Annotated in this window: 20 protein-coding genes; 4 read left to right on the forward strand and 16 right to left on the reverse strand. The window is 70.0% G+C overall.

All coding sequences use genetic code 11. The features are described from left to right. Window positions 1–108: 108 nt before the first annotated feature. A complete protein-coding gene (locus tag ABDW61_RS03555; protein WP_343636273.1) occupies window positions 109–582 on the forward strand; it encodes a ComF family protein in 474 nt (157 codons plus the stop codon). Between the two features lie 60 nt (window positions 583–642). Then, window positions 643–1,113 (forward strand): tRNA (cytidine(34)-2'-O)-methyltransferase, encoded by a 471-nt coding sequence (locus ABDW61_RS03560; RefSeq protein WP_343636275.1) that lies wholly within the window; start codon window positions 643–645, stop codon window positions 1,111–1,113. 9 nt (window positions 1,114–1,122) lie between these two features. On the opposite strand, the gene ABDW61_RS03565 is transcribed toward ABDW61_RS03560, so the two are convergent. From ABDW61_RS03565 to ABDW61_RS03585, 5 genes are all read right to left on the reverse strand, one after another. Continuing rightward, entirely contained in the window at window positions 1,123–2,106 is a 984-nt protein-coding gene (locus ABDW61_RS03565; protein WP_343636277.1) for a tripartite tricarboxylate transporter substrate binding protein, read from the reverse strand. Further along, on the reverse strand, window positions 2,097–3,110 hold the full coding sequence (locus tag ABDW61_RS03570) for an NAD(P)H-dependent glycerol-3-phosphate dehydrogenase (protein WP_343636887.1): 1,014 nt from the start codon (window positions 3,108–3,110) through the stop codon (window positions 2,097–2,099). Before ABDW61_RS03570 ends, ABDW61_RS03565 begins: the two co-directional genes overlap by 10 nt. A 146-nt stretch (window positions 3,111–3,256) precedes the next feature. Continuing rightward, window positions 3,257–3,727 (reverse strand): protein-export chaperone SecB, encoded by a 471-nt coding sequence (secB, locus tag ABDW61_RS03575; protein WP_343636279.1) that lies wholly within the window; start codon window positions 3,725–3,727, stop codon window positions 3,257–3,259. 131 nt (window positions 3,728–3,858) lie between these two features. After that, a complete protein-coding gene (gene grxC, locus ABDW61_RS03580) occupies window positions 3,859–4,116 on the reverse strand; it encodes a glutaredoxin 3 (protein WP_343636282.1) in 258 nt (85 codons plus the stop codon). A 72-nt stretch (window positions 4,117–4,188) separates the two neighbouring features. Then, window positions 4,189–4,608 carry a rhodanese-like domain-containing protein gene (locus ABDW61_RS03585; RefSeq protein ID WP_343636284.1) on the reverse strand — a complete coding sequence of 140 codons (420 nt, stop codon included), beginning with the start codon at window positions 4,606–4,608 and terminating at the stop codon, window positions 4,189–4,191. 193 nt (window positions 4,609–4,801) lie between these two features. On the opposite strand from ABDW61_RS03585, the gene gpmA reads away from it, so the two are divergent. Then, window positions 4,802–5,545, forward strand: coding sequence for a 2,3-diphosphoglycerate-dependent phosphoglycerate mutase (gpmA, locus tag ABDW61_RS03590; RefSeq protein ID WP_343636286.1), 744 nt, complete (start codon window positions 4,802–4,804; stop codon window positions 5,543–5,545). Between the two features lie 83 nt (window positions 5,546–5,628). Here gpmA and ABDW61_RS03595 read toward each other — a convergent pair whose 3' ends face one another. From ABDW61_RS03595 to ABDW61_RS03625, 7 genes are all read right to left on the reverse strand, one after another. After that, the gene (locus tag ABDW61_RS03595) at window positions 5,629–6,501 is read right to left on the reverse strand and encodes a ribose-phosphate diphosphokinase (protein ID WP_343636288.1); all 873 of its coding nucleotides are present in this window, start codon (window positions 6,499–6,501) and stop codon (window positions 5,629–5,631) included. 164 nt (window positions 6,502–6,665) lie between these two features. After that, window positions 6,666–7,403, reverse strand: a complete 738-nt coding sequence (locus tag ABDW61_RS03600) for a lysophospholipid acyltransferase family protein (protein WP_343636291.1) — start codon at window positions 7,401–7,403, stop codon at window positions 6,666–6,668. Further along, window positions 7,403–8,731, reverse strand: coding sequence for a dihydroorotase (locus tag ABDW61_RS03605; protein WP_343636293.1), 1,329 nt, complete (start codon window positions 8,729–8,731; stop codon window positions 7,403–7,405). The genes ABDW61_RS03600 and ABDW61_RS03605 overlap by 1 nt, the downstream gene beginning before the upstream one ends. Beyond that, window positions 8,728–9,690, reverse strand: coding sequence for an aspartate carbamoyltransferase catalytic subunit (locus ABDW61_RS03610; RefSeq protein WP_343636295.1), 963 nt, complete (start codon window positions 9,688–9,690; stop codon window positions 8,728–8,730). The genes ABDW61_RS03605 and ABDW61_RS03610 overlap by 4 nt, the downstream gene beginning before the upstream one ends. Window positions 9,691–9,694: 4 nt before the next feature. Next, a complete protein-coding gene (gene pyrR, locus ABDW61_RS03615) occupies window positions 9,695–10,195 on the reverse strand; it encodes a bifunctional pyr operon transcriptional regulator/uracil phosphoribosyltransferase PyrR (protein ID WP_343636297.1) in 501 nt (166 codons plus the stop codon). Further along, window positions 10,192–10,617 carry a Holliday junction resolvase RuvX gene (gene ruvX / locus ABDW61_RS03620; RefSeq protein ID WP_343636299.1) on the reverse strand — a complete coding sequence of 142 codons (426 nt, stop codon included), beginning with the start codon at window positions 10,615–10,617 and terminating at the stop codon, window positions 10,192–10,194. The genes pyrR and ruvX overlap by 4 nt, the downstream gene beginning before the upstream one ends. A gap of 76 nt (window positions 10,618–10,693) precedes the next feature. After that, complete coding sequence (locus ABDW61_RS03625; protein ID WP_343636301.1) at window positions 10,694–11,272, reverse strand: YqgE/AlgH family protein; 579 nt, start codon at window positions 11,270–11,272, stop codon at window positions 10,694–10,696. 35 nt (window positions 11,273–11,307) lie between these two features. On the opposite strand from ABDW61_RS03625, the gene ABDW61_RS03630 reads away from it, so the two are divergent. Beyond that, the gene (locus tag ABDW61_RS03630) at window positions 11,308–12,786 is read left to right on the forward strand and encodes a deoxyribodipyrimidine photo-lyase (protein WP_343636303.1); all 1,479 of its coding nucleotides are present in this window, start codon (window positions 11,308–11,310) and stop codon (window positions 12,784–12,786) included. A gap of 18 nt (window positions 12,787–12,804) precedes the next feature. Here the strand turns inward: ABDW61_RS03630 and ABDW61_RS03635 are convergent, their stop codons facing one another. The 4 genes from ABDW61_RS03635 to ABDW61_RS03650 all read right to left on the reverse strand — a co-directional run bounded on the left by ABDW61_RS03635 (window position 12,805) and on the right by ABDW61_RS03650 (window position 17,322). Then, on the reverse strand, window positions 12,805–13,689 hold the full coding sequence (locus tag ABDW61_RS03635; RefSeq protein ID WP_343636305.1) for a response regulator: 885 nt from the start codon (window positions 13,687–13,689) through the stop codon (window positions 12,805–12,807). Window positions 13,690–13,844: 155 nt separating this feature from the next. Further along, window positions 13,845–14,483, reverse strand: a complete 639-nt coding sequence (locus tag ABDW61_RS03640; protein WP_343636307.1) for a response regulator transcription factor — start codon at window positions 14,481–14,483, stop codon at window positions 13,845–13,847. Beyond that, a complete protein-coding gene (locus tag ABDW61_RS03645; RefSeq protein ID WP_343636309.1) occupies window positions 14,464–15,894 on the reverse strand; it encodes a CHASE3 domain-containing protein in 1,431 nt (476 codons plus the stop codon). Before ABDW61_RS03645 ends, ABDW61_RS03640 begins: the two co-directional genes overlap by 20 nt. 381 nt (window positions 15,895–16,275) lie before the next feature. Beyond that, complete coding sequence (locus ABDW61_RS03650) at window positions 16,276–17,322, reverse strand: GGDEF domain-containing protein (protein WP_343636311.1); 1,047 nt, start codon at window positions 17,320–17,322, stop codon at window positions 16,276–16,278. Between the last annotated feature and the right edge of the window lie 61 nt (window positions 17,323–17,383).

Raw genomic sequence — 17,383 nt, forward strand, 5'->3', positions numbered from 1 at the left:
GGGCCGCGATGCGCGCGCTGCGCCCTGCGGCTGCCGCCCGGCGCGAGTCTGGCTCGTTGCGGGCGCTGCGCGGCGCATGCGCCGCCGCTGTCACGTTGCGTCGCGGCGATGGATTACTGCTTCCCGTGGGACCGGCTGCTGCTGGGGCTGAAGTTCGGCGCGCGATTGGAACTCGCGCCGCTGCTGGCCGGCAGGCTGTCGCGCGCGCTGGCGTTGGCGGCGGTCGAGCCGCCGGATCTGATCCTGCCGATTCCGCTGTCCGCCGAGCGGCTGCGCGAGCGCGGCTACAACCAGGCGCACGAGCTCGCACGCCGCCTCGCGGGCGCGCGGCGACAATCCCGGCTCTGCGCGCTGACGCTGATGCGGGTGCGGCACACCGGACAGCAGGCGCAACTGCCGCTGGACGAGCGCCGCCGCAACCTGCGCGGCGCCTTTGCCGTCGTGAAGCCGGTGCGCGGACTGCGGGTCGCGATCGTCGACGACGTCATGACCAGCGGCGCCACGCTGCACGAGGCGGCGGACGCGCTGCGGCGCGCCGGCGCGGCGGACGTGCAGGCCTGGGTGGCGGCGCGCACGCCGTAGCCGTAGCCATAGCCGTGGTCCGCGAGATCCCATTCCCTTTTCGAGAAGAGCGTTCCCTCCATGTTCAACATCGTGCTGGTCCATCCGGAGATTCCGCCCAACACCGGCAACGTGATCCGGCTGGCGGCCAACACCGGTTGCCGGCTGCATCTGATCGAGCCACTGGGGTTCTCGATGGAGGACCGGCTGCTGCAGCGCGCCGGGTTGGACTATCACGAGTACGCGCCGGTGCTGCGGCATGCGGACTGGGCGAGCTTCCTCGCGGCGGAGCAGCCGGATGCGGCACGGATGTTCGCGTTCACGACGCGCGGCAGCCGGCTGCTGCCGACGGTGGCGCTGAAGCCAGGGGACTGGTTGATCTTCGGATGCGAAACCTCCGGCCTGCCGCCGGCGCTGCGCGATGGCTTCCCGCTGGAACAGCGCGTGCGGCTGCCCATGCGCGAAGGCCAGCGCAGCCTGAATCTGAGCAACGCGGTGGCGGTCTCGGTCTTCGAGGGCTGGCGCCAGAACGGCTACGCGGACGGCGTGTGATCGGGCGTCCTACTCGCGCTCGAGCTTCAACTGTTTGATCAGCGCGCCCCAGCGCACGCGCTCGTCGCGCATCAGGCCGTCGAGCCCTTCGGGCGAGGTGCCGGCGGCGCTGAAATACAGCGGCAGCAACTCGTGCCGGAACGTCTCGCCGCGGACGATGCGCACCACTTCATCCGACACCCGCCGCACGATCGCATCCGGCGTGCCGGCGGGCGCGAGCAGCGCCTGCCACGACGTCGCCTCGAACCCGGGATAGCCCGACTCGGCGACAGTGGGCAGCTCGGCCAGCGCGCCAAAGCGTCCGGCGCTCGTCACCGCGAGCGCCTTGAGCTTGCCCGCCTTGACCTGCGGCATCGCGATCGCGGGCACCATGAAGCCCGCCTGCACCTGGCCGGCGAGCATCGCGTTGACGACCTGCGGGAAGCCGGCATACGGCACATGGACGATCCGCAATCCGGCGCGGGCGATGAAGGCCTCCATCGCCAGATGCGCGGCGCTGCCGTTGCCGACGCTGCCGTAGTTGAATTCACCGGCCCGGCGCCTGGCGAGCGCCACGAACTGCGCCAGCGTGTCCACCCCCAGCGACGGCGGCACGGCGAGCACGTTCGGCGAGCTCGCGATGAAGCTCACCGAACGCAGTTCGCGCTGCGGGTCGTAGGGCAGCCCCTTCGACAGCAAGGGCGCGGTGATCAGCGGTCCCTGGATCGTGAACAGCAGCGTGTGGCCATCGGGCGCGGCCTTGGCGACCGCGCCGGTGCCGATGTTGCCGCCAGCGCCAGGCTTGTTGTCGACGACGACAGGTTGCCCGAGCGCCTGCGCGAGCGGCTCGGCGAGATAGCGCGCGATCAGGTCCGGCGAGCTGCCGCCCGGGAATGGCACGACCAGCCGGATCGGCCGCGACGGCCAGCCCGCTGCGGCGTCCGCGCCACTTGACATCGCGCCCAGCGCGGCGGCGCCCGCGGCGTAGAGCAGCTCACGGCGCCTCATTGCCACTCCGCCTTGGCCTGCCGGCCCATCAGCGCGTCCATGGCCGCGTGCGTCGTCAGGCGGCCCTCCAGGACCTCGACGACCGCGGCGGTGATCGGCATGTCGACGCCGGCCCGCCGGGCGCGCGCCAGCACGGTCGCCGCGCTGTACACGCCTTCAGCCACGTGGCCCAGCTTGGCGAGGATGGCCGGCAGGTCCAGGCCCTCGGCCAGCAGCAGACCGACGCGCCGGTTGCGCGACAGATCCCCCGTCGCGGTGAGCACCAGATCGCCCAGTCCGGCGAGTCCCAGCAGCGTTTCCGGCTGCGCGCCGAGCGCCAGGGCGAGCCGTTGCATCTCCGCCAGACCGCGCGTGATCAGCGCGGCACGCGCGTTGAGTCCAGGCCCCTTGAGCCCCTTCGCTTCAGCCGCCAGCCGCAGTCCATCAGCGATGCCGACCGCGATCGCGAGGACGTTCTTCACCGCGCCGCCGACCTCCACGCCGACCGGATCGGCCGACGAGTACACCCGCAGCCGCTCGCTGTGGAAGGCCTGCACGCCCAGCGCCGCCAGCGCCGCGTCGCCGGACGCCGACACCAGCGCGGTCGGCTGCCCCGCGGCGACCTCCTGCGCGAAGCTCGGTCCCGACAGGATGCCGGTGGCCAGCCGCGGCGCGACCTCGCGCGCGATCTCGTGCCCGAGCAGCCCGGTCCCGGCTTCGAAGCCCTTGCACAGCCATTGCGCCCGCGCACCATCGGGCAACCGGGCCAGCATGCCGCGCAGGCCCGACATCGGCGTCGCGATCACGATCAATCCCTCGCGGCCATGCGCGAGCGCGGCGTCGAGATCGCCGGTCAAGGCGAGCGCCTCAGGCAGCGGCGACTCAGGGAGATAGCGCGCATTGCGCCGGGCCGCGCGCATCGCGGCGACCGCGGCGGCATCGCGCGCCCACAGCGTCACCTCGTGACGTGCGCTGGCGGCGATCGCCAGCGCCGTGCCCCAGGCACCGGCGCCCAGCACGCTGATCTTCATGCGCGGAGCAGTCATCGTCGGATCCTGCGATCGGGAGTCAGGCATCGGGATTCGGATTCAGAGTCGGACACTCGATTCGTCGCTCGGAATGAAACACGCCGGCCGGCGGACGGGTCCGCGAGGCCGGCGCGTTCATGGGCCGGGGCTCAGTTCGGGACAGCGGCTTCGCCGTTGATCTGTCCGCCGGCCATCTGCGCCTGCTGCGCCTCGAACATCGCCTGGAAGTTCACTTCGGTCAGCATCACCGGCGGGAAGCCGGCGCGGGTGCAGACGTCGGAGACGATGGCGCGCAGGTACGGATAGATCATCTGCGGGCACACGATGGCCAGGATGCCTTCCAGCTGGTCCTGCGGCAGGTTGCGGATCTCGAAGATGCCGGCCTGCTTGGCCTCGATCAGGAACAGGGTCTTGTCCTGCACCGTCGTGGTCACGGTGGCGGTGACGCTGACCTCGAAGAGGCCGTCGGCCACCGGCTCGGCGGCCAGCGAGAGCTTGATGTCGACCTGCGGCGGCGCCTGCTCTAGCAGGATCGCGGGGGCGTTCGGCTGCTCCAGCGACAGGTCCTTCAGGTACATGCGCTGAATCTGGAACACGGGGGTGTTGGTGTCGTCGGCCATGAGGGTCATCCAAATGAAAAAGCCCGCCAGCGGCGAGCCGTGGCGGGCATTATGACCGAGCGCCCGGGACGCTCCGTGAAGGGTTCGCGAGAGTCGCGCGGCGAGCCGGAGGCTGGCCGCACGCCAGCCGGTCAGGCGGCCAGCAGCGGCTGAAGTCCGCCGCGCTGGTCCAGCGCGATCAGGTCGTCGCAACCGCCGACATGGGTGTCCCCGATGAAGATCTGCGGCACGGTGCGCCGGCCGGTCAGCTGGATCATCGCGTCGCGCTGCGCCGGATCCAGGTCCACGCGGACCTCCTCGATCCGGTCCACGCCGCGTTGCTTGAGCAGGGACTTCGCCCGCACGCAGTACGGGCAGACCAGGGTCGTATACATCTTCACGGCGGCCATCGCCTGTTCTCCAAGAATCGTGTCGAGCGTCTTCGTGTGCCGGCCCAGGGGCCGGTGCGGTCGCCAGGGCGGTCAGGCCGCGGACTTCTCGACCGGCAAACTCGCTTCGCGCCAGGCGGCCAGACCGCCCTGGACCGCGACCGCGTTCGCGTAGCCCTGTTTCTGAAGGATGCCAGCGGCGCGCTGCGCGCGCGCGCCGGTCTTGCACATCAGCACCACGGGCAGGGCCTTGTTGCCGGGCAGTTGCTTAGCCGGCAGCTCCGTGCCAGTCAGCGTCGACAGCGGCACGTTGCGAGCGCCGGTGGCGTGCGCGGCGGCGAATTCGTCGGGCTCGCTGACGTCGATCAGCACGCCCTTCTCGCGGTTGACCAGGCGCACGGCCTCGGAGGTCGCCACGCCGCCGCCCTTGCCGCGCAGCATCGGCCACAGCAGCAGACCGCCCGACACCAGGGCGGCGAGCACGAGATACCAGTTTTCAAGAAGAAACTTCAAGGCGGGGCCTGTACGGTGAATCCAAAAGCCGCGGATTATAGAAACGCCGTTGTTTCGCCTGAAACGAAAGCACGCGTCGGCGCTCCGGAAGCCTGGGCGCGGCGGGCGCGGCCGGGATCGACGAAAGGCAGCCCCTAGAATCCGCCGGGCCTGCCGGTCCCCGGCCCCCTTCACGAACCCCCATTCAAGACCCATGTACAAGCTCGTGCTGATTCGCCATGGCGAATCGACCTGGAATCTCGAGAACCGCTTCACCGGCTGGACCGATGTGGATCTGACGCCGACCGGCGTGGAACAGGCCAAGCAGGCGGGCCGTCTGCTGAAGGAGGCCGGGCTGGACTTCGACGTCGCGCACACCTCGGTGCTCAAGCGCGCGATCTGGACGCTGTGGCACTGCCTGGACCAGATGGATCGCCAATGGCTGCCGGTGCGTCACAGCTGGCGCCTGAACGAGCGCCATTACGGCGGCCTGCAGGGGCTGAACAAGGCCGACATGGCCAAGCAGTACGGCGACGAGCAGGTGCTGGTCTGGCGCCGCAGCTACGACACGCCGCCGCCGGCGCTGGAGGCCTCGGACCCGCGCAGCGAGCGCGGCGACATCCGCTACGCGGGGCTGCAGCCCTCGGACATTCCGCTGACGGAATGCCTGAAGGACACGGTGGCGCGGGTGCTGCCCTACTGGAACGAGCAGATCGCGCCGGCGATCCGGTCGGGGCAGCGCGTGCTGATCGCGGCGCACGGCAACTCGATCCGGGCGCTGGTGAAGTACCTGGACGGCATCGCCGACGACGCGATCGTCGGGGTGAACATTCCCAACGGCATTCCGCTGGTCTACGAGCTGGACAAGGACCTGAAGCCGATCAAGAGCTACTACCTCGGCGACGCGGAAGCCGCGGCCAAGGCCGCCGCCGCCGTGGCCAGCCAGGGCAAGGCGTAACGCCGCTTCTCGCGCCCCTCCACGAGACGAAAGCCCGGCGATGCCGGGCTTTTTCGTTCGGAGCGCCCGGATCATCCGGACAGTCACTTCCTCCGCAACGCCGTCGCCAGCAGCTCCGCGACGCAGACCGCATTGCTCTCGTGCGGCACCGCATTGCTGCTCCACACATGCCGGACTCCCGCCTCGCGCAGTGCCGGCAGCGCATCGCCATTGAACAGCGCATGCGTCACCGCCACGTCGACGCTCGCCGCGCCCCGCTCGAGCGCCTCGCGCGCCGTGCCGATCAGCGTCCGGCCCGTCGACGCCATGTCATCCAGCAGCACCACCGCGCGACCCCGCACATCCAGATCAGGGAATGCCAGTTGCACCTGCGTATCCCCAAACCGCACCTTGCGGCCAATCGCATGCTCCAGCTTGCCAGCGCGCGCCGCCTCGGCCACCCACTGCGCCGACTCCTCGTCCGGGCCCACCAGCACCGCACCCGGCACCTGCCCCGCGATGAAACGGCCCAGCAAGGCCGCCGCCGACAGCGCGACCCCGCGCCCCGGCGGCATCACTTCATCCAGGCTCGCAATCCGGTGCAGGTGCGGATCCACCGTCACCACACGATCGAACTGCGCCGACAGCAGCGCCGCCACATGGCGCTGACTCACCGCCTCACCCGGCGTGAACTCCATGTCCTGCCGCATGTAGGCCAGGTAGGGGACCACCAGCATCAGATGCTTGACACCCCAGCCTCGCGCCGCCGGCGCAGCGATCAGCAACTCGACCAGCCGGTCATTGGGCTGATGCTGCAAACCGCGCAGCACGATGATGTCCGATGGCAACGGCTTCGGAAGCACCAGGCGGACCTCACCATCCGGGAAACGGTGGCGCGCAATCACACCCAATGGGCGACCCAGTTCCCGGGCCAGACGGGTGGCCAATTCCTGTTCGTCGTCGAAGCACAGCAGCATCGCCGGTTCCTCACATCAATTCGGCCGGGCCAGGGCATCCGGCGTACCCGCGTTCTTCGGTGACCGCCTGCCTGCGAACAGCGGCGCGCTTGGCCGCCAAGGCATGGGGCCCCGGCGGCAAGCGCCGAAACCCCATGCCTTGCCGTCCCCGAACGACCGAGGACTCAGGGCCTGGGGAGTGCGCTTGAAATCCGCTCGGCCAGGGCCTCCGCCAAGTGGCGGCGATCCAGGCCTTCCGTCGGCATCGCCGGCAGCGAGCGTACTTCCACCGCCAGGTCCTTCGCGGTCAGGATGCGCCACAGACTCTCCATCAAGGACATCTGGCCGATGTACTGCGCGGCCTCGCTGTACGGCTTGCCCGGCTGGTGCCAGCGCAGCACCACCGGCTGCAGCGGCGTATGCGTGCTGATCGCCGCCTGCAGCAGATTGCCGTGCAGCGGCAGCAGCGGGTAACCCGCTCCCGTCGTGCCTTCCGGGAACACCGCCACCGTTTCGCCAGCAGCCAGCGCCTCCGCCGTCTTGTGCACCACGCGCAGCGCGTCGCGCTTGCTGGCACGCTCGATGTAGAGCGTGCCCACCGCCGTCGCCAGCGAGCCGACCAGCGGCCACGTCGCGATGTCCGCCTTCGAGACGAAACGCGCCTCCGGCATCACCGCGTGCATCGCCGCGATGTCCAGCCACGAGATGTGATTCGCCGTGATCAGGCGCGGCGCCGGCGCCTGCGGGCCCGGCGACTCGAGCTTCACACCCAGCACCCTCAGCAGCTTGCCCGACCACCAGCCGACATACCGCTGCTTCGTCGGCACGTCGAAACCGCGCCAACGCACCTGCACCAGATACACGCCGTGGCCGATGTGCGCCAGCATCCGCAGCGCCCGCCACACACCGACAAGCGCGCGCATCAGACCGTCCGCTCGACGCCGGTGACCAGCGATTCAAAGGCAACCGTGCCGGCCACCAGCGTGTAGCGCACCCGGCCCGGCAGCTCGAAGCCGGTGATGTCGAACGAGAACGGCGTGTGCTTGCCCTGGCTGACCAGGCGCTCCGGCGTCACCGCGCCCGTGGCCTCGGCGTCGAAGACAACGACGTCGCCGACACCGCCCTCGACCAGCCGCCCCGCGCTCGCGGACAGCGAGCCCAGCGCACCGCCCAGCACCTTGACCGGACGGCCGGTGATGGTGTCCAGCGTGCGCGCCAGCGACAGGCCTTCGTCCTGGCCCCAGCGCAGCGCCAGGCTCAGCAGCAGTTCCAGACCGGTCGCGCCCGGCGTGGCCTCGGCGAAGGGCAGCGACTTCTCGTCCGCCGCGACCGGGTTGTGATCGCTGACCAGCGCATCGATCGTGCCGTCGGCCAGCGCGGCGCGCAGCGCGTCCCGGTCGCGCTGCTGGCGCAGCGGCGGCAGCACGCGCATCGAGGGGTTGAAGTAGCCGATGTCGACATCGGTCAGATGCAGCGAGTTGATCGAGACGTCCGCCGTGACCGGCAGACCATCGCGCTTGGCGGCTCGCACCAGCTCCACGCCAGCGGCGCTGCTCAGGCGGCACAGGTGGACGCGGCAGCCGGTCACGCGGACCAGTTCCAGGATGGTGTGCAGCGCGATGGTCTCGGCCGCGACCGGCTCGCCGGACAGGCCCAGCCGCGTCGCCACCGCGCCGCTCGCCGCGACGCCGCCGCTCAGCCAGGGATCACGCGGATGCAGCCACAGCGCGTAGCCGAAGCTCGCGGCGTACTGCATCGCGCGCTGCAAGGTCAGCGTGTTGCGCACCGGCTCGGCGGCCTGCGAGAAGCCGACGCAGCCGGCCTCGGTCAGTTCTGCCATTTCGGTCAGCGCCTCGCCGGCCAGGCCGCGCGTCAGCGCGCCCAGCGGGAACAGCCGGCAGCGGCTGAGCTTGCGGGCGCGGAACTTCAGCATCTCGACCAGGCCGGGCTCGTCCAGCGCCGGATCGGTGTCGGGCGGGCAGACCAGGCTGGTCACGCCGCCGGCCGCCGCGGCGGCAAGCTCGCTCTCCAGCATGCCCTCGTGTTCGTGGCCCGGCTCGCGCAGCCGCGCGGCCAGGTCCACCAGGCCCGGCGCGACGACCAGGCCCGTGGCGTCGATGACGCGCTCGGCGTTGAAGTCGCCGACCTGGCCCAGGCCGACGATGCGGCCCGAAGCGATGGCGAGGTCGCCGGTCTGGTCGAGGCCCGATGCGGGATCGAGCAGGCGGCCGTTCTGGATCAGGATCTTCATGCTTCGTTCCCCGCGAGGATGGACATCACCGCCATGCGCACCGCGATGCCGAAGGTGACCTGCGGCAGGATCACGCTGTGCTGGCCGTCGGCGACGGTGGACGAGATCTCCACCCCGCGGTTGATCGGGCCCGGATGCATGACGATGGCATCGGGCTTGGCCAGCGCCAGCTTCTCCGGCGTGAGGCCGAAACTCTTGAAGTACTCGCCCGCGCTGGGCAGCATCGCGCCGCCCATGCGCTCGTTCTGCAGGCGCAGCATGATGATGACGTCGGCATCCTTCACGCCCTCGGCCATGTCGTGGCAGACGCGCACGCCCATGTCCTTGAGGTCGCCCGGCACCAGCGTCTTCGGTCCGACGGCGCGGATCTCCGGCACGCCCAGCGTGGTCAGCGCGTGGATGTCGCTGCGCGCGACGCGCGAGTGGACGATGTCGCCGACGATCGCCACCGTCAGATTGCTGAAGTCCTTCTTGTAGTGACGGATCGTGTACATGTCGAGCAGGCCCTGCGTCGGATGCGCGTGGCGGCCATCACCGGCGTTGACCACGTGGACATGCGGCGCGCAGTGCTGCGCGATCAGATAGGGGGCGCCCGATTCGCTGTGGCGCACAACGAACATGTCGGCATGCATGGCCGACAGGTTGGACACGGTGTCCAGCAGCGTCTCGCCCTTGGCGGTGCTGGAGCGCGCGATGTCCAGGTTGATCACGTCCGCCGACAGGCGCTTGGCGGCGATCTCGAAGGTGGTGCGGGTGCGGGTGCTGTTCTCGAAGAACAGGTTGAACACCGACTTGCCGCGCAGCAGCGGCACCTTCTTGACCTCGCGGTCGTTGACCGACAGGAAGGTCCCCGCCGTGTCCAGGATCTGATGCAGGATGGCCTTGGGCAGGCCCTCGGTGGACAGCAGGTGGATCAGCTCGCCATGCTTGTTGAGCTGGGGGTTGCGTTTGCTCAGCATGGGTTCAGTCCCCCTTCACGTCGAAGCTGAATCGGCCCGCCTCGTCCTTGGCCAGGCTCAGGCGCTGGTTGGGCGCGACCGCGACCCGCGCGGCCGAGAAGGCCGGCTCGATCGGCAGCTCGCGGCCGCCGCGGTCCACCAGCACCGCCAGCGTCACGCTCGCGGGCCGGCCGAAGTCGAACAGCTCGTTGATGACGGCGCGCGTGGTGCGGCCGGTGTAGAGCACGTCGTCGATGAGCAGGATGTGGCGGCCCTCGACCTCGAAGGGCAGCTTGGTGTGATCGGCGCTGGCGTTCATGCCCTTGCTGCCGAAGTCATCGCGATGCAGCGCGCTGGAGATGACGCCGTGCTGGCCCGGCAGCTTCAGGTCCTGCTGGAGGCGCTCGGCGAGCCAAGCGCCGCCGGACCAGATGCCGACCAGCGCGCAGTCGGGTTGCAGCAGGCGCTGGACGCCGCGCGCGAGGTCGGCGTAGAGCGCTTCCGCATCGAGGTGCAATGTGCTCATGGGTGTTCCCGGAAGAATTGTTCGAGGATCAATGCCGCGCTGGCGGCATCGAGGTCGCGCGCGCCCTGGGACTGGGCTTCCGCGCTGGTGTAGCGTTCGTCGACTTCGACCACCGGCAGCCGGTAGCGGCCGCGCAACTGCCCGGCGAACTTGAGCGCGCGGGCGGTCATCTCATGCGGGGCGCCGTCGGGATGACGCGGCACGCCGACGACCAGCGCATCGGGCTGCCACTCCTGGATCAGCGCCGCGATCGCGGCCCAGCGCGCATCGCCCTGCTCCGTGATCGTCCGCAACCCGCGCGCGCTGCCCAGCATCCGGTTGCCGGTCGCCACGCCGAGACGCTTGGTACCGAAGTCGAATGCGAGAGGAGAAACGAAAGAAGCAGGAGACGCGGCCGTGCTCATGGCGACGCGACCTGTCATGCCCGCCGCCGGGCCGCCCCAAGTCGGGCAGCGCCCCTCGGGGGCAGGAGCGAAGCGACTGGGGGGCTCACGGTTCTCATGCGTGCCCGGCCTCCTGGCTGAGCATGCGCGGATCGATGCCCAGCAGCGCCAGCGCCTTGTCGTAGCGCTCCTCGATGGGCGTGTCGAAGATGATCTCGGGCGTCGCGTCGACGGTGATCCAGCCGTTGCGGCCGATCTCCTCCTCGAGCTGGCCGGCGGCCCAGCCGCTGTAGCCCAGCGTGACCAGCACGCGCTTGGGACCCGCGCCGCTGGACAGCGCCTCCAGCACGTCGCGGCTGGTGGTCATTTCGAGCCCGCCCGGCACGGCCAGCGTCGCGTTGTAGTGGTTGCCCTGCTCGTCCAGCGGCTCGTGCAGCACGAAGCCGCGCTCCGTCTGGACCGGGCCGCCGAAGAACACTGGCCGCGCGGCCATGTCCTCGTCGTTCAGTTCGAGCTCGACCTTCTCGAACAGGTTGCCCAGCGTGAGCGAGATCGGCTTGTTGATGACCAATCCCAGCGCGCCTTTCTCGTTGTGCTCGCACAGATACACGACGGAGCCGGCAAAGGTCTCGTCCACCATGCCTGGCATGGCGATCAGGAACTGATTGGTGAGGTCGATGCGTTCCTTGGACATAGGCGCGGATTCTATTTCACCGACACTCCGTCTCCATGAACGCCCTTGTCTGGTTCCGGCGCGATCTGCGCGCGGACGATCACGCCGCGCTGTACCACGCGCTCCGGCGGCACGAACGGGTCTACTGCGCCTTCGTGCTGGACACCGAGATCCTCGACGCGCTGCCGCGCGCCGACCGCCGCGTGGCATTCATCCTGGATGCGCTGCGGGCGCTGGACGCCGAGCTGGCGGCGCTGGCGCCCGGCGCCGGCTTGATCGTGCGCCACGGCGCCGCGCAGGCGGAGATCCCGGCGCTGGCCGCCGCGCTGGGCGTGGACGCGCTGTACTTCAACCACGACGACGAGCCCGCCGCGCTGCGCCGCGACGCCGCCGTGGGCGAGGCGCTGCTCGCGCGCGGCGTGCAGGTCGAGAGCTTCAAGGACCACGTCGTCTTCGAGCGCTCGGAGATCCTGACCGGCTCGGGCAAGCCTTACGGCGTCTTCACGCCCTACAAGAACGCGTGGCTGCGCGAGATCACGCCCTTCTTCCTGAACAGCTATCCCGTCGAGCGGCATGCGGCGCGGCTCGCCGATCTGACGGCGCTCGCCAACCGCGCCGGCATCGCGCCGCGCGCGATCCCCTCACTGGGCGACATCGGTTTCGAGCCCGCCGGCTTGTCCGCGGCGCTGACGGGCGGCAGCGCGGGCGCGCGGCGCCTGTTCGACGAGTTCCTCGAGCGCATCGACCGCTACGCCGACACGCGCGACTTCCCGGCGGCGAAGGGCCCGAGCTATCTGAGCACGCATCTGCGCTTCGGGACGATCTCGATCCGGCGCCTGGCGCGCGAGGCCTGGCAGCGCGGCTACGCACCGGACGGCGGCAGCGAGGGCGCCAGGACCTGGCTGTCCGAGCTGATCTGGCGCGACTTCTACCACCAGGTGCTGCACCACCATCCGCGCGTGGCCGAGCGCGCGTTCCGCTCCGAGTACGACCGCATCCAGTGGGCCGACGGGCCTGATGCCGACGCGGACTTCGAGGCCTGGTGCCAGGGCCGAACCGGCTATCCGCTGGTCGACGCGGCCATGCATCAGATCAATGAAACCGGCTACATGCACAACCGGTTGCGCATGGTCACCGCGAGTTTCCTGATCAAGGACCTCGGGATCGACTGGCGCCGCGGTGAAGCCTATTTCGCGAAGCAGCTGATCGACTTCGACCTGGCCGCCAACAACGGCGGTTGGCAGTGGGCCGCGTCGAGCGGCTGTGATGCGCAGCCCTACTTCCGCATCTTCAATCCGGTGAATCAGAGCGAGAAGTTCGATCCGGACGGGAAGTTCATCAAGCGCTACCTGCCGCAGCTCGCGAAACTGCCGCCGAAGCTGATCCACGCGCCCTGGCTCGCAAAGCCGGCCGAACTGGCCGCCTGCGGCGTCGTGCTGGGCCGCGACTACCCCGAGCCGATCGTGCGTCACGAGACGGCGCGCATGGCGACCATGGACCGCTACGCCGTCGTGAAGGACCGCGCCTTCGAATGAAGCGCGGCCCGCGGCGGGTCAGTGCACGACGGCGCTGCCCCGCTCCGGCAGTCGCGCGCCGTGCGCGCGCGCCTCGGCCAGGATCAGCAGACCGCGCGCCGAGACCGCGTCGCGGGGATACAGCGCCAGCCCGACATGGCTGTCCAGCCGCACTGGATGCCCGCCCAGGTCTAAGGGATGGACCAGCGACTCCCGGATCCGTTCCGCCATCGCCTCGGCCTCCTGCGGCGAGCCGGCGCGCGAGACGACGAGCGCGAACTGCTCGTTGGCATGCCGGGCCAGCAGATCCGCCGGACCCGCGCAGCCCGACAGCCGCCGGCCGATCTCGACCAGCACCGGCGCCGCCGCCTGCACGCCCTGGCTGCGCAGCAGCGCTTCCAGCCCCTTGAGCACGATGACGGTCACGGCCACCTTGCCGGCCTCCGCGTTGACCATGCGCAGCACCTGGTCGAGCCGCTCCAGCAGTGCCACCTGGCCCAGCAAGCCCGTGGCCGTGTCGCGCAGCAGCGCCGAGGGCCGCGACTGCCGGCCCGTGGCGCGCTCGCTCTGCAGCAGCTCGTCGAGGTCGCCGAACAGCGATTCCAGGCCGCTGCCCTTGTCGTAGAAGCCGTCGGCGCCGGCCTGCATGCACATGTCGCGATAGGCGTCCATCGCATGGTGCGTCAACATCAGGATGCGGCCGCCGAAGCCCTTGCGCCGCAGCGCGCGCAGCACGTCGACCCCCGTCCCCGTCAGCAGCGTCATGTCCAGCAGCACCGTGTCGGGCTGCAGCCAGTCGATCAGCGCGATCGCCTGAGGCGCGGAATCCGCCTCGCCGACGACGCGCACGCCGGGCATGTCCTCGAGCCGCCGTGCCAGGAGGCGCCGGATGGCCGACGAGTCCTCGACGAGAAAAATATCCATGAAAGGGATCTCCGGAGCGCGGCGGCAACCGGTCGTCACCGCCTGTCCGGCATCTTGCGCGAGGCCCCTCGCGCGCATCAGCGGCACCCCGCGCAAGCTGCTGTCGGGGTCCGTCCGCAGCATTTGTCCGGCAATCGCCTACAGCCGCGGCCCGCTCACTGGATGTCGGTGAGCCCGTGCTGGACGCAGTACTTGGTCAGTTCGGTGTTGTTGCGCCAGCCGGTCTTCTCCAGGATCCGCGCCCGGTAAGTCCCCACCGTCTTGGCCGAGAGGTGCATGGTGTCGGCGATCTCCGCCGGCGTCTTGCCCGCGGCGATCAGCAGCATCACGCGGTGCTCCTGCGCCGACAACTGCTCGTGCGGAAGCTGGCTGGGCGTGGCCCCGCTGAGCAAGCCCAGCAGGTGGTCCGCCATCGCCGCCGTGACGTAACGCCCCCCCTGCAGCAGCCGCTGCAGCGCGACGGTGAGCTCCTCCGAAGCCTTGTCCTTGGGCAGGTAGCCCGACACGCCCATCTGCAGCAGCCGCGCCGCGTAGGCCGACTCCGCGTTCAGGCTCAGCACCAGCACCGGCACGCCCTTGAGCGCCCGCAGCATGCGGCTCGCGCCCTCGGTGCCGCTGGCGTCGGGCAGGGACAGGTCCAGCACCAGCGCGTCGGGCTTGTGGGCCTGACCCTGCTGAAGCGCCTCGGCGATGGTCGACGCTTCGTCGATCACTGCCTGCGGCCACTGGCCCTGGATCAACTGCTTGACCCCGAGCCGCATGATCGGATGGTCGTCAACGATCAGAAACCTCATTCCAGCCCTCCTCGTTCTCCCGATCCGGGCCGTCGCCGGCACCGTCCTCCTGCCGATCCGCGGCCGCCAGCGGCACGCGGACCTCGATCCGCGTGCCGCGCCGGGGGGCCGGGCCGAAGCTCAACTCCCCCCCGGCGAGCACGGCGCGCTCCCGCATGTTGCGCAAGCCGGACGCATCGGCGCGCACATCCCCAGGCCCGACGCCGTCATCCTCGATGCGCAGCCGGTAGGCCCCGTCCTCCACGCGGGATTCGATGGAGAGCTGGTGCGCCTGCGCATGCCGCAGCACATTGGTGGCAGCTTCCTGCAGCAGGCGGAACAACTGGTTGTGTTGCTCACTGCTGAGCGCGTCGTCCGGCGCGAGGTCCAGGTCCACGACCAGCTCGCTCTGCCGCTGCAGCCCCTGCACGTAATGCTGCACCGCGGCACCGAAGCCGAAATCGTCCAGCAACGGCGGCCGCAAGGTGTTGGAGATGCGGCGGGCGGCACCGATGACCTCGTCGGCGATGGCGAGCATCTCGTCATGCATCGGCTCCTTGGCCGGCGCGATCTTGCGCGCCATCGACAGGGCCAGCATCTTGGCCGCCGTCCCCAGTTGGCCCAGATGGTCATGGACCTCGCGCGCGAGCCGGCGCCGCTCGGCCTCGACGCTGCGATCCAGCTCCGCGGCGAAGCTCTGGATGCGGCCGAGCGCCTCGCTCAGCTCGCGGGTGCGCTCAGCGACCGCCCCTTCCAGCCGCGCATGGCTCTCGCGCAGCGCGCGTTCGGCGCTGTCGCGGCGTTCGCGCTCGACCCACAGCGCGCCCATCGCCGCCGCCACCATCAGTCCCCCGGCCAGCAGCAGCACCTGCGCCAGCAAGGTGGTCTCCCGCGTCTGCAGCGCGACCGCCGACTCGATGCCGTCGATCCGGCGTTGCTGCAAGGATTTCAAACGGCCCAGTTCGCCCCGGATTTCATCCATCAACTGCTTGCCCGCGACATAGGCCTGGCGGTCCTTCAGCGCCGATTCGCCGCGGCGCCAGCGGTTCTCAACGTTGCTCTCGACCTGCAGCCGGCGCTCGGCGATGAAGCGGTCCAGCCGCGTGAAGGCCGCTTCCTGCGCGTCGCCCGAGCGCGCCAGCGCCTCCTTGAGCTGGTTGTAGCTCGCGTCCAGATCCTGCCGTGCCCGCTCATAGGGCTGCAGGAAGACGGCATCGCCCGTGATCAGGAAGCCGCGGGTGCCGGTCTCCAGGTCGATGAGCAGCGCATTGAGGTCGGAGATCAGCTGCTGCGTGCGCAGCGCATGCGCGCGCAGGCCCTCCTGACGCGTCAGTTCGCCCAGACTGCGGTACTCGCCGTAGGCAGTGGCCACGAAGGCGACACAGCCGGCCAGCAACAGCCCTGCAGCCACCGGAAAGGTCAGCAAGCGCATGGAAGGTCGGGCGTCGTGGCCCGTTTGCATACCACCCCGTGGATGCCTGCGCTCAACCGATGACAACGGCACTGGCATCCACCCCACTGCATTCGACATCGCGACGGCTCGTCGCGCTTCTCTCTCGCGCCCTTCGAGCGGGGCGTCACGCGGCGCCCCTCGCGGGGGACGCTCACATGGGCCTAACGCTAGAGGGGCCGCGCAGGAAAAGCAAGTCCCCGCTCACAGGTCGCGTGCGGCGAACGCCACGCCGGCGCCCGGCCCGCTGCAAGGCGGTTGCCTGAGGGCGTACGGCCAGGGTCAGGACTTGCCCGGGGACGGCCGGGAAACAAGGTGGCGGATGGCGCGGGCGGGCCTGGGAGGACGGCGCCGCGTCGCAGCTCAGAAGAGCTCGACGTCGCTCAGATGGCTCGGCTCGACCATCGTGCCCTGCGCGACGAGCGCGGCATAGCTCTGCAGCTGATTCCGGCCAGCGCCCTTGGCGTGATAGACCGCCTTGTCCGCGCGCTCGAAGGCCGCGGCCGGCGAGTCGCCGCCGCGGATCTGCGTGAAGCCGATGCTGACGGTGATGCGCCCCACCTGCGGGAACGCGTAGTGCGCCGTGTTGTGCCGGAAGCGCTCGAACGCGTGGGCCGCGTCGGGTTCGTCCTCGCAGCGCATCAGCACGACGAACTCCTCGCCGCCGAAACGGTAGAGCAGGTCGTTGAAGCGGAAGCTGCTGCGCATCAGGCGCGAGAGCAGCAGCAGCACTTCGTCGCCGATCAGATGGCCGAAGCGGTCGTTGATCGACTTGAAGTGGTCAATGTCGATGACGCCCAGCCAGTAGCGCGGATGCACCGCGGCATGGCGGCGGTCGTCGCCGGACTCGTCCGGCGCGGCCGAACGCATTGGCAGTTCCGACACGGCCTTCAGGAAGCTCTCGTCGAAGGTCTTGCGATTGAGCAGGCCGGTCAGCGTGTCGCGCTCGCTGTAGTCCAGCAGGCCCTGGAAGTTGTGATAGATCCGCAGCACGCTGCTCACCATGCGCTGCGCGTCGGCCTTCAGCCGGCGCGCGGTGTGCAGTTCCAGCACGCCGACGATCTCGCGCTCGGTCGCGAGCGGGAACAGCGTCACCCACAGGTTGTTTTCGCGCTGCTGCAGCACGCTGCGCTGGGTCAGGCAGTCGAGCCGACGCGGAAAGGCGCCCAGCGCGGGCAGCGTGTCGGGATCGACCCAGAGAGAGTCCGCCGTGGCGACGGCATCGCCGGCATGGAGCCGGGCGCGGGTCAGCCAGCGCTGCTGGCCGGGTTCGCCGACGACGCGGTAGATCGCCACCGCCGCCGCCGGGCCGCTGAGCAGATCACGCAGCGCGGTGACTAGCGTGACGTCCATGACGTCGCGATCACGGAAGCCCGTCAGTTCGGCAAGATGGTCGACGACCCCGGACATGGTGTTCTCAGCGTGGCGTGTGGGATTGGCGCCGGCTTCGACCGATGTCCGGGGAGTCCGG

It is taken from the genome of Roseateles sp., assembly GCF_039595595.1.
In the GTDB taxonomy this organism is placed as follows: Bacteria; Pseudomonadota; Gammaproteobacteria; order Burkholderiales; family Burkholderiaceae_C; genus Roseateles.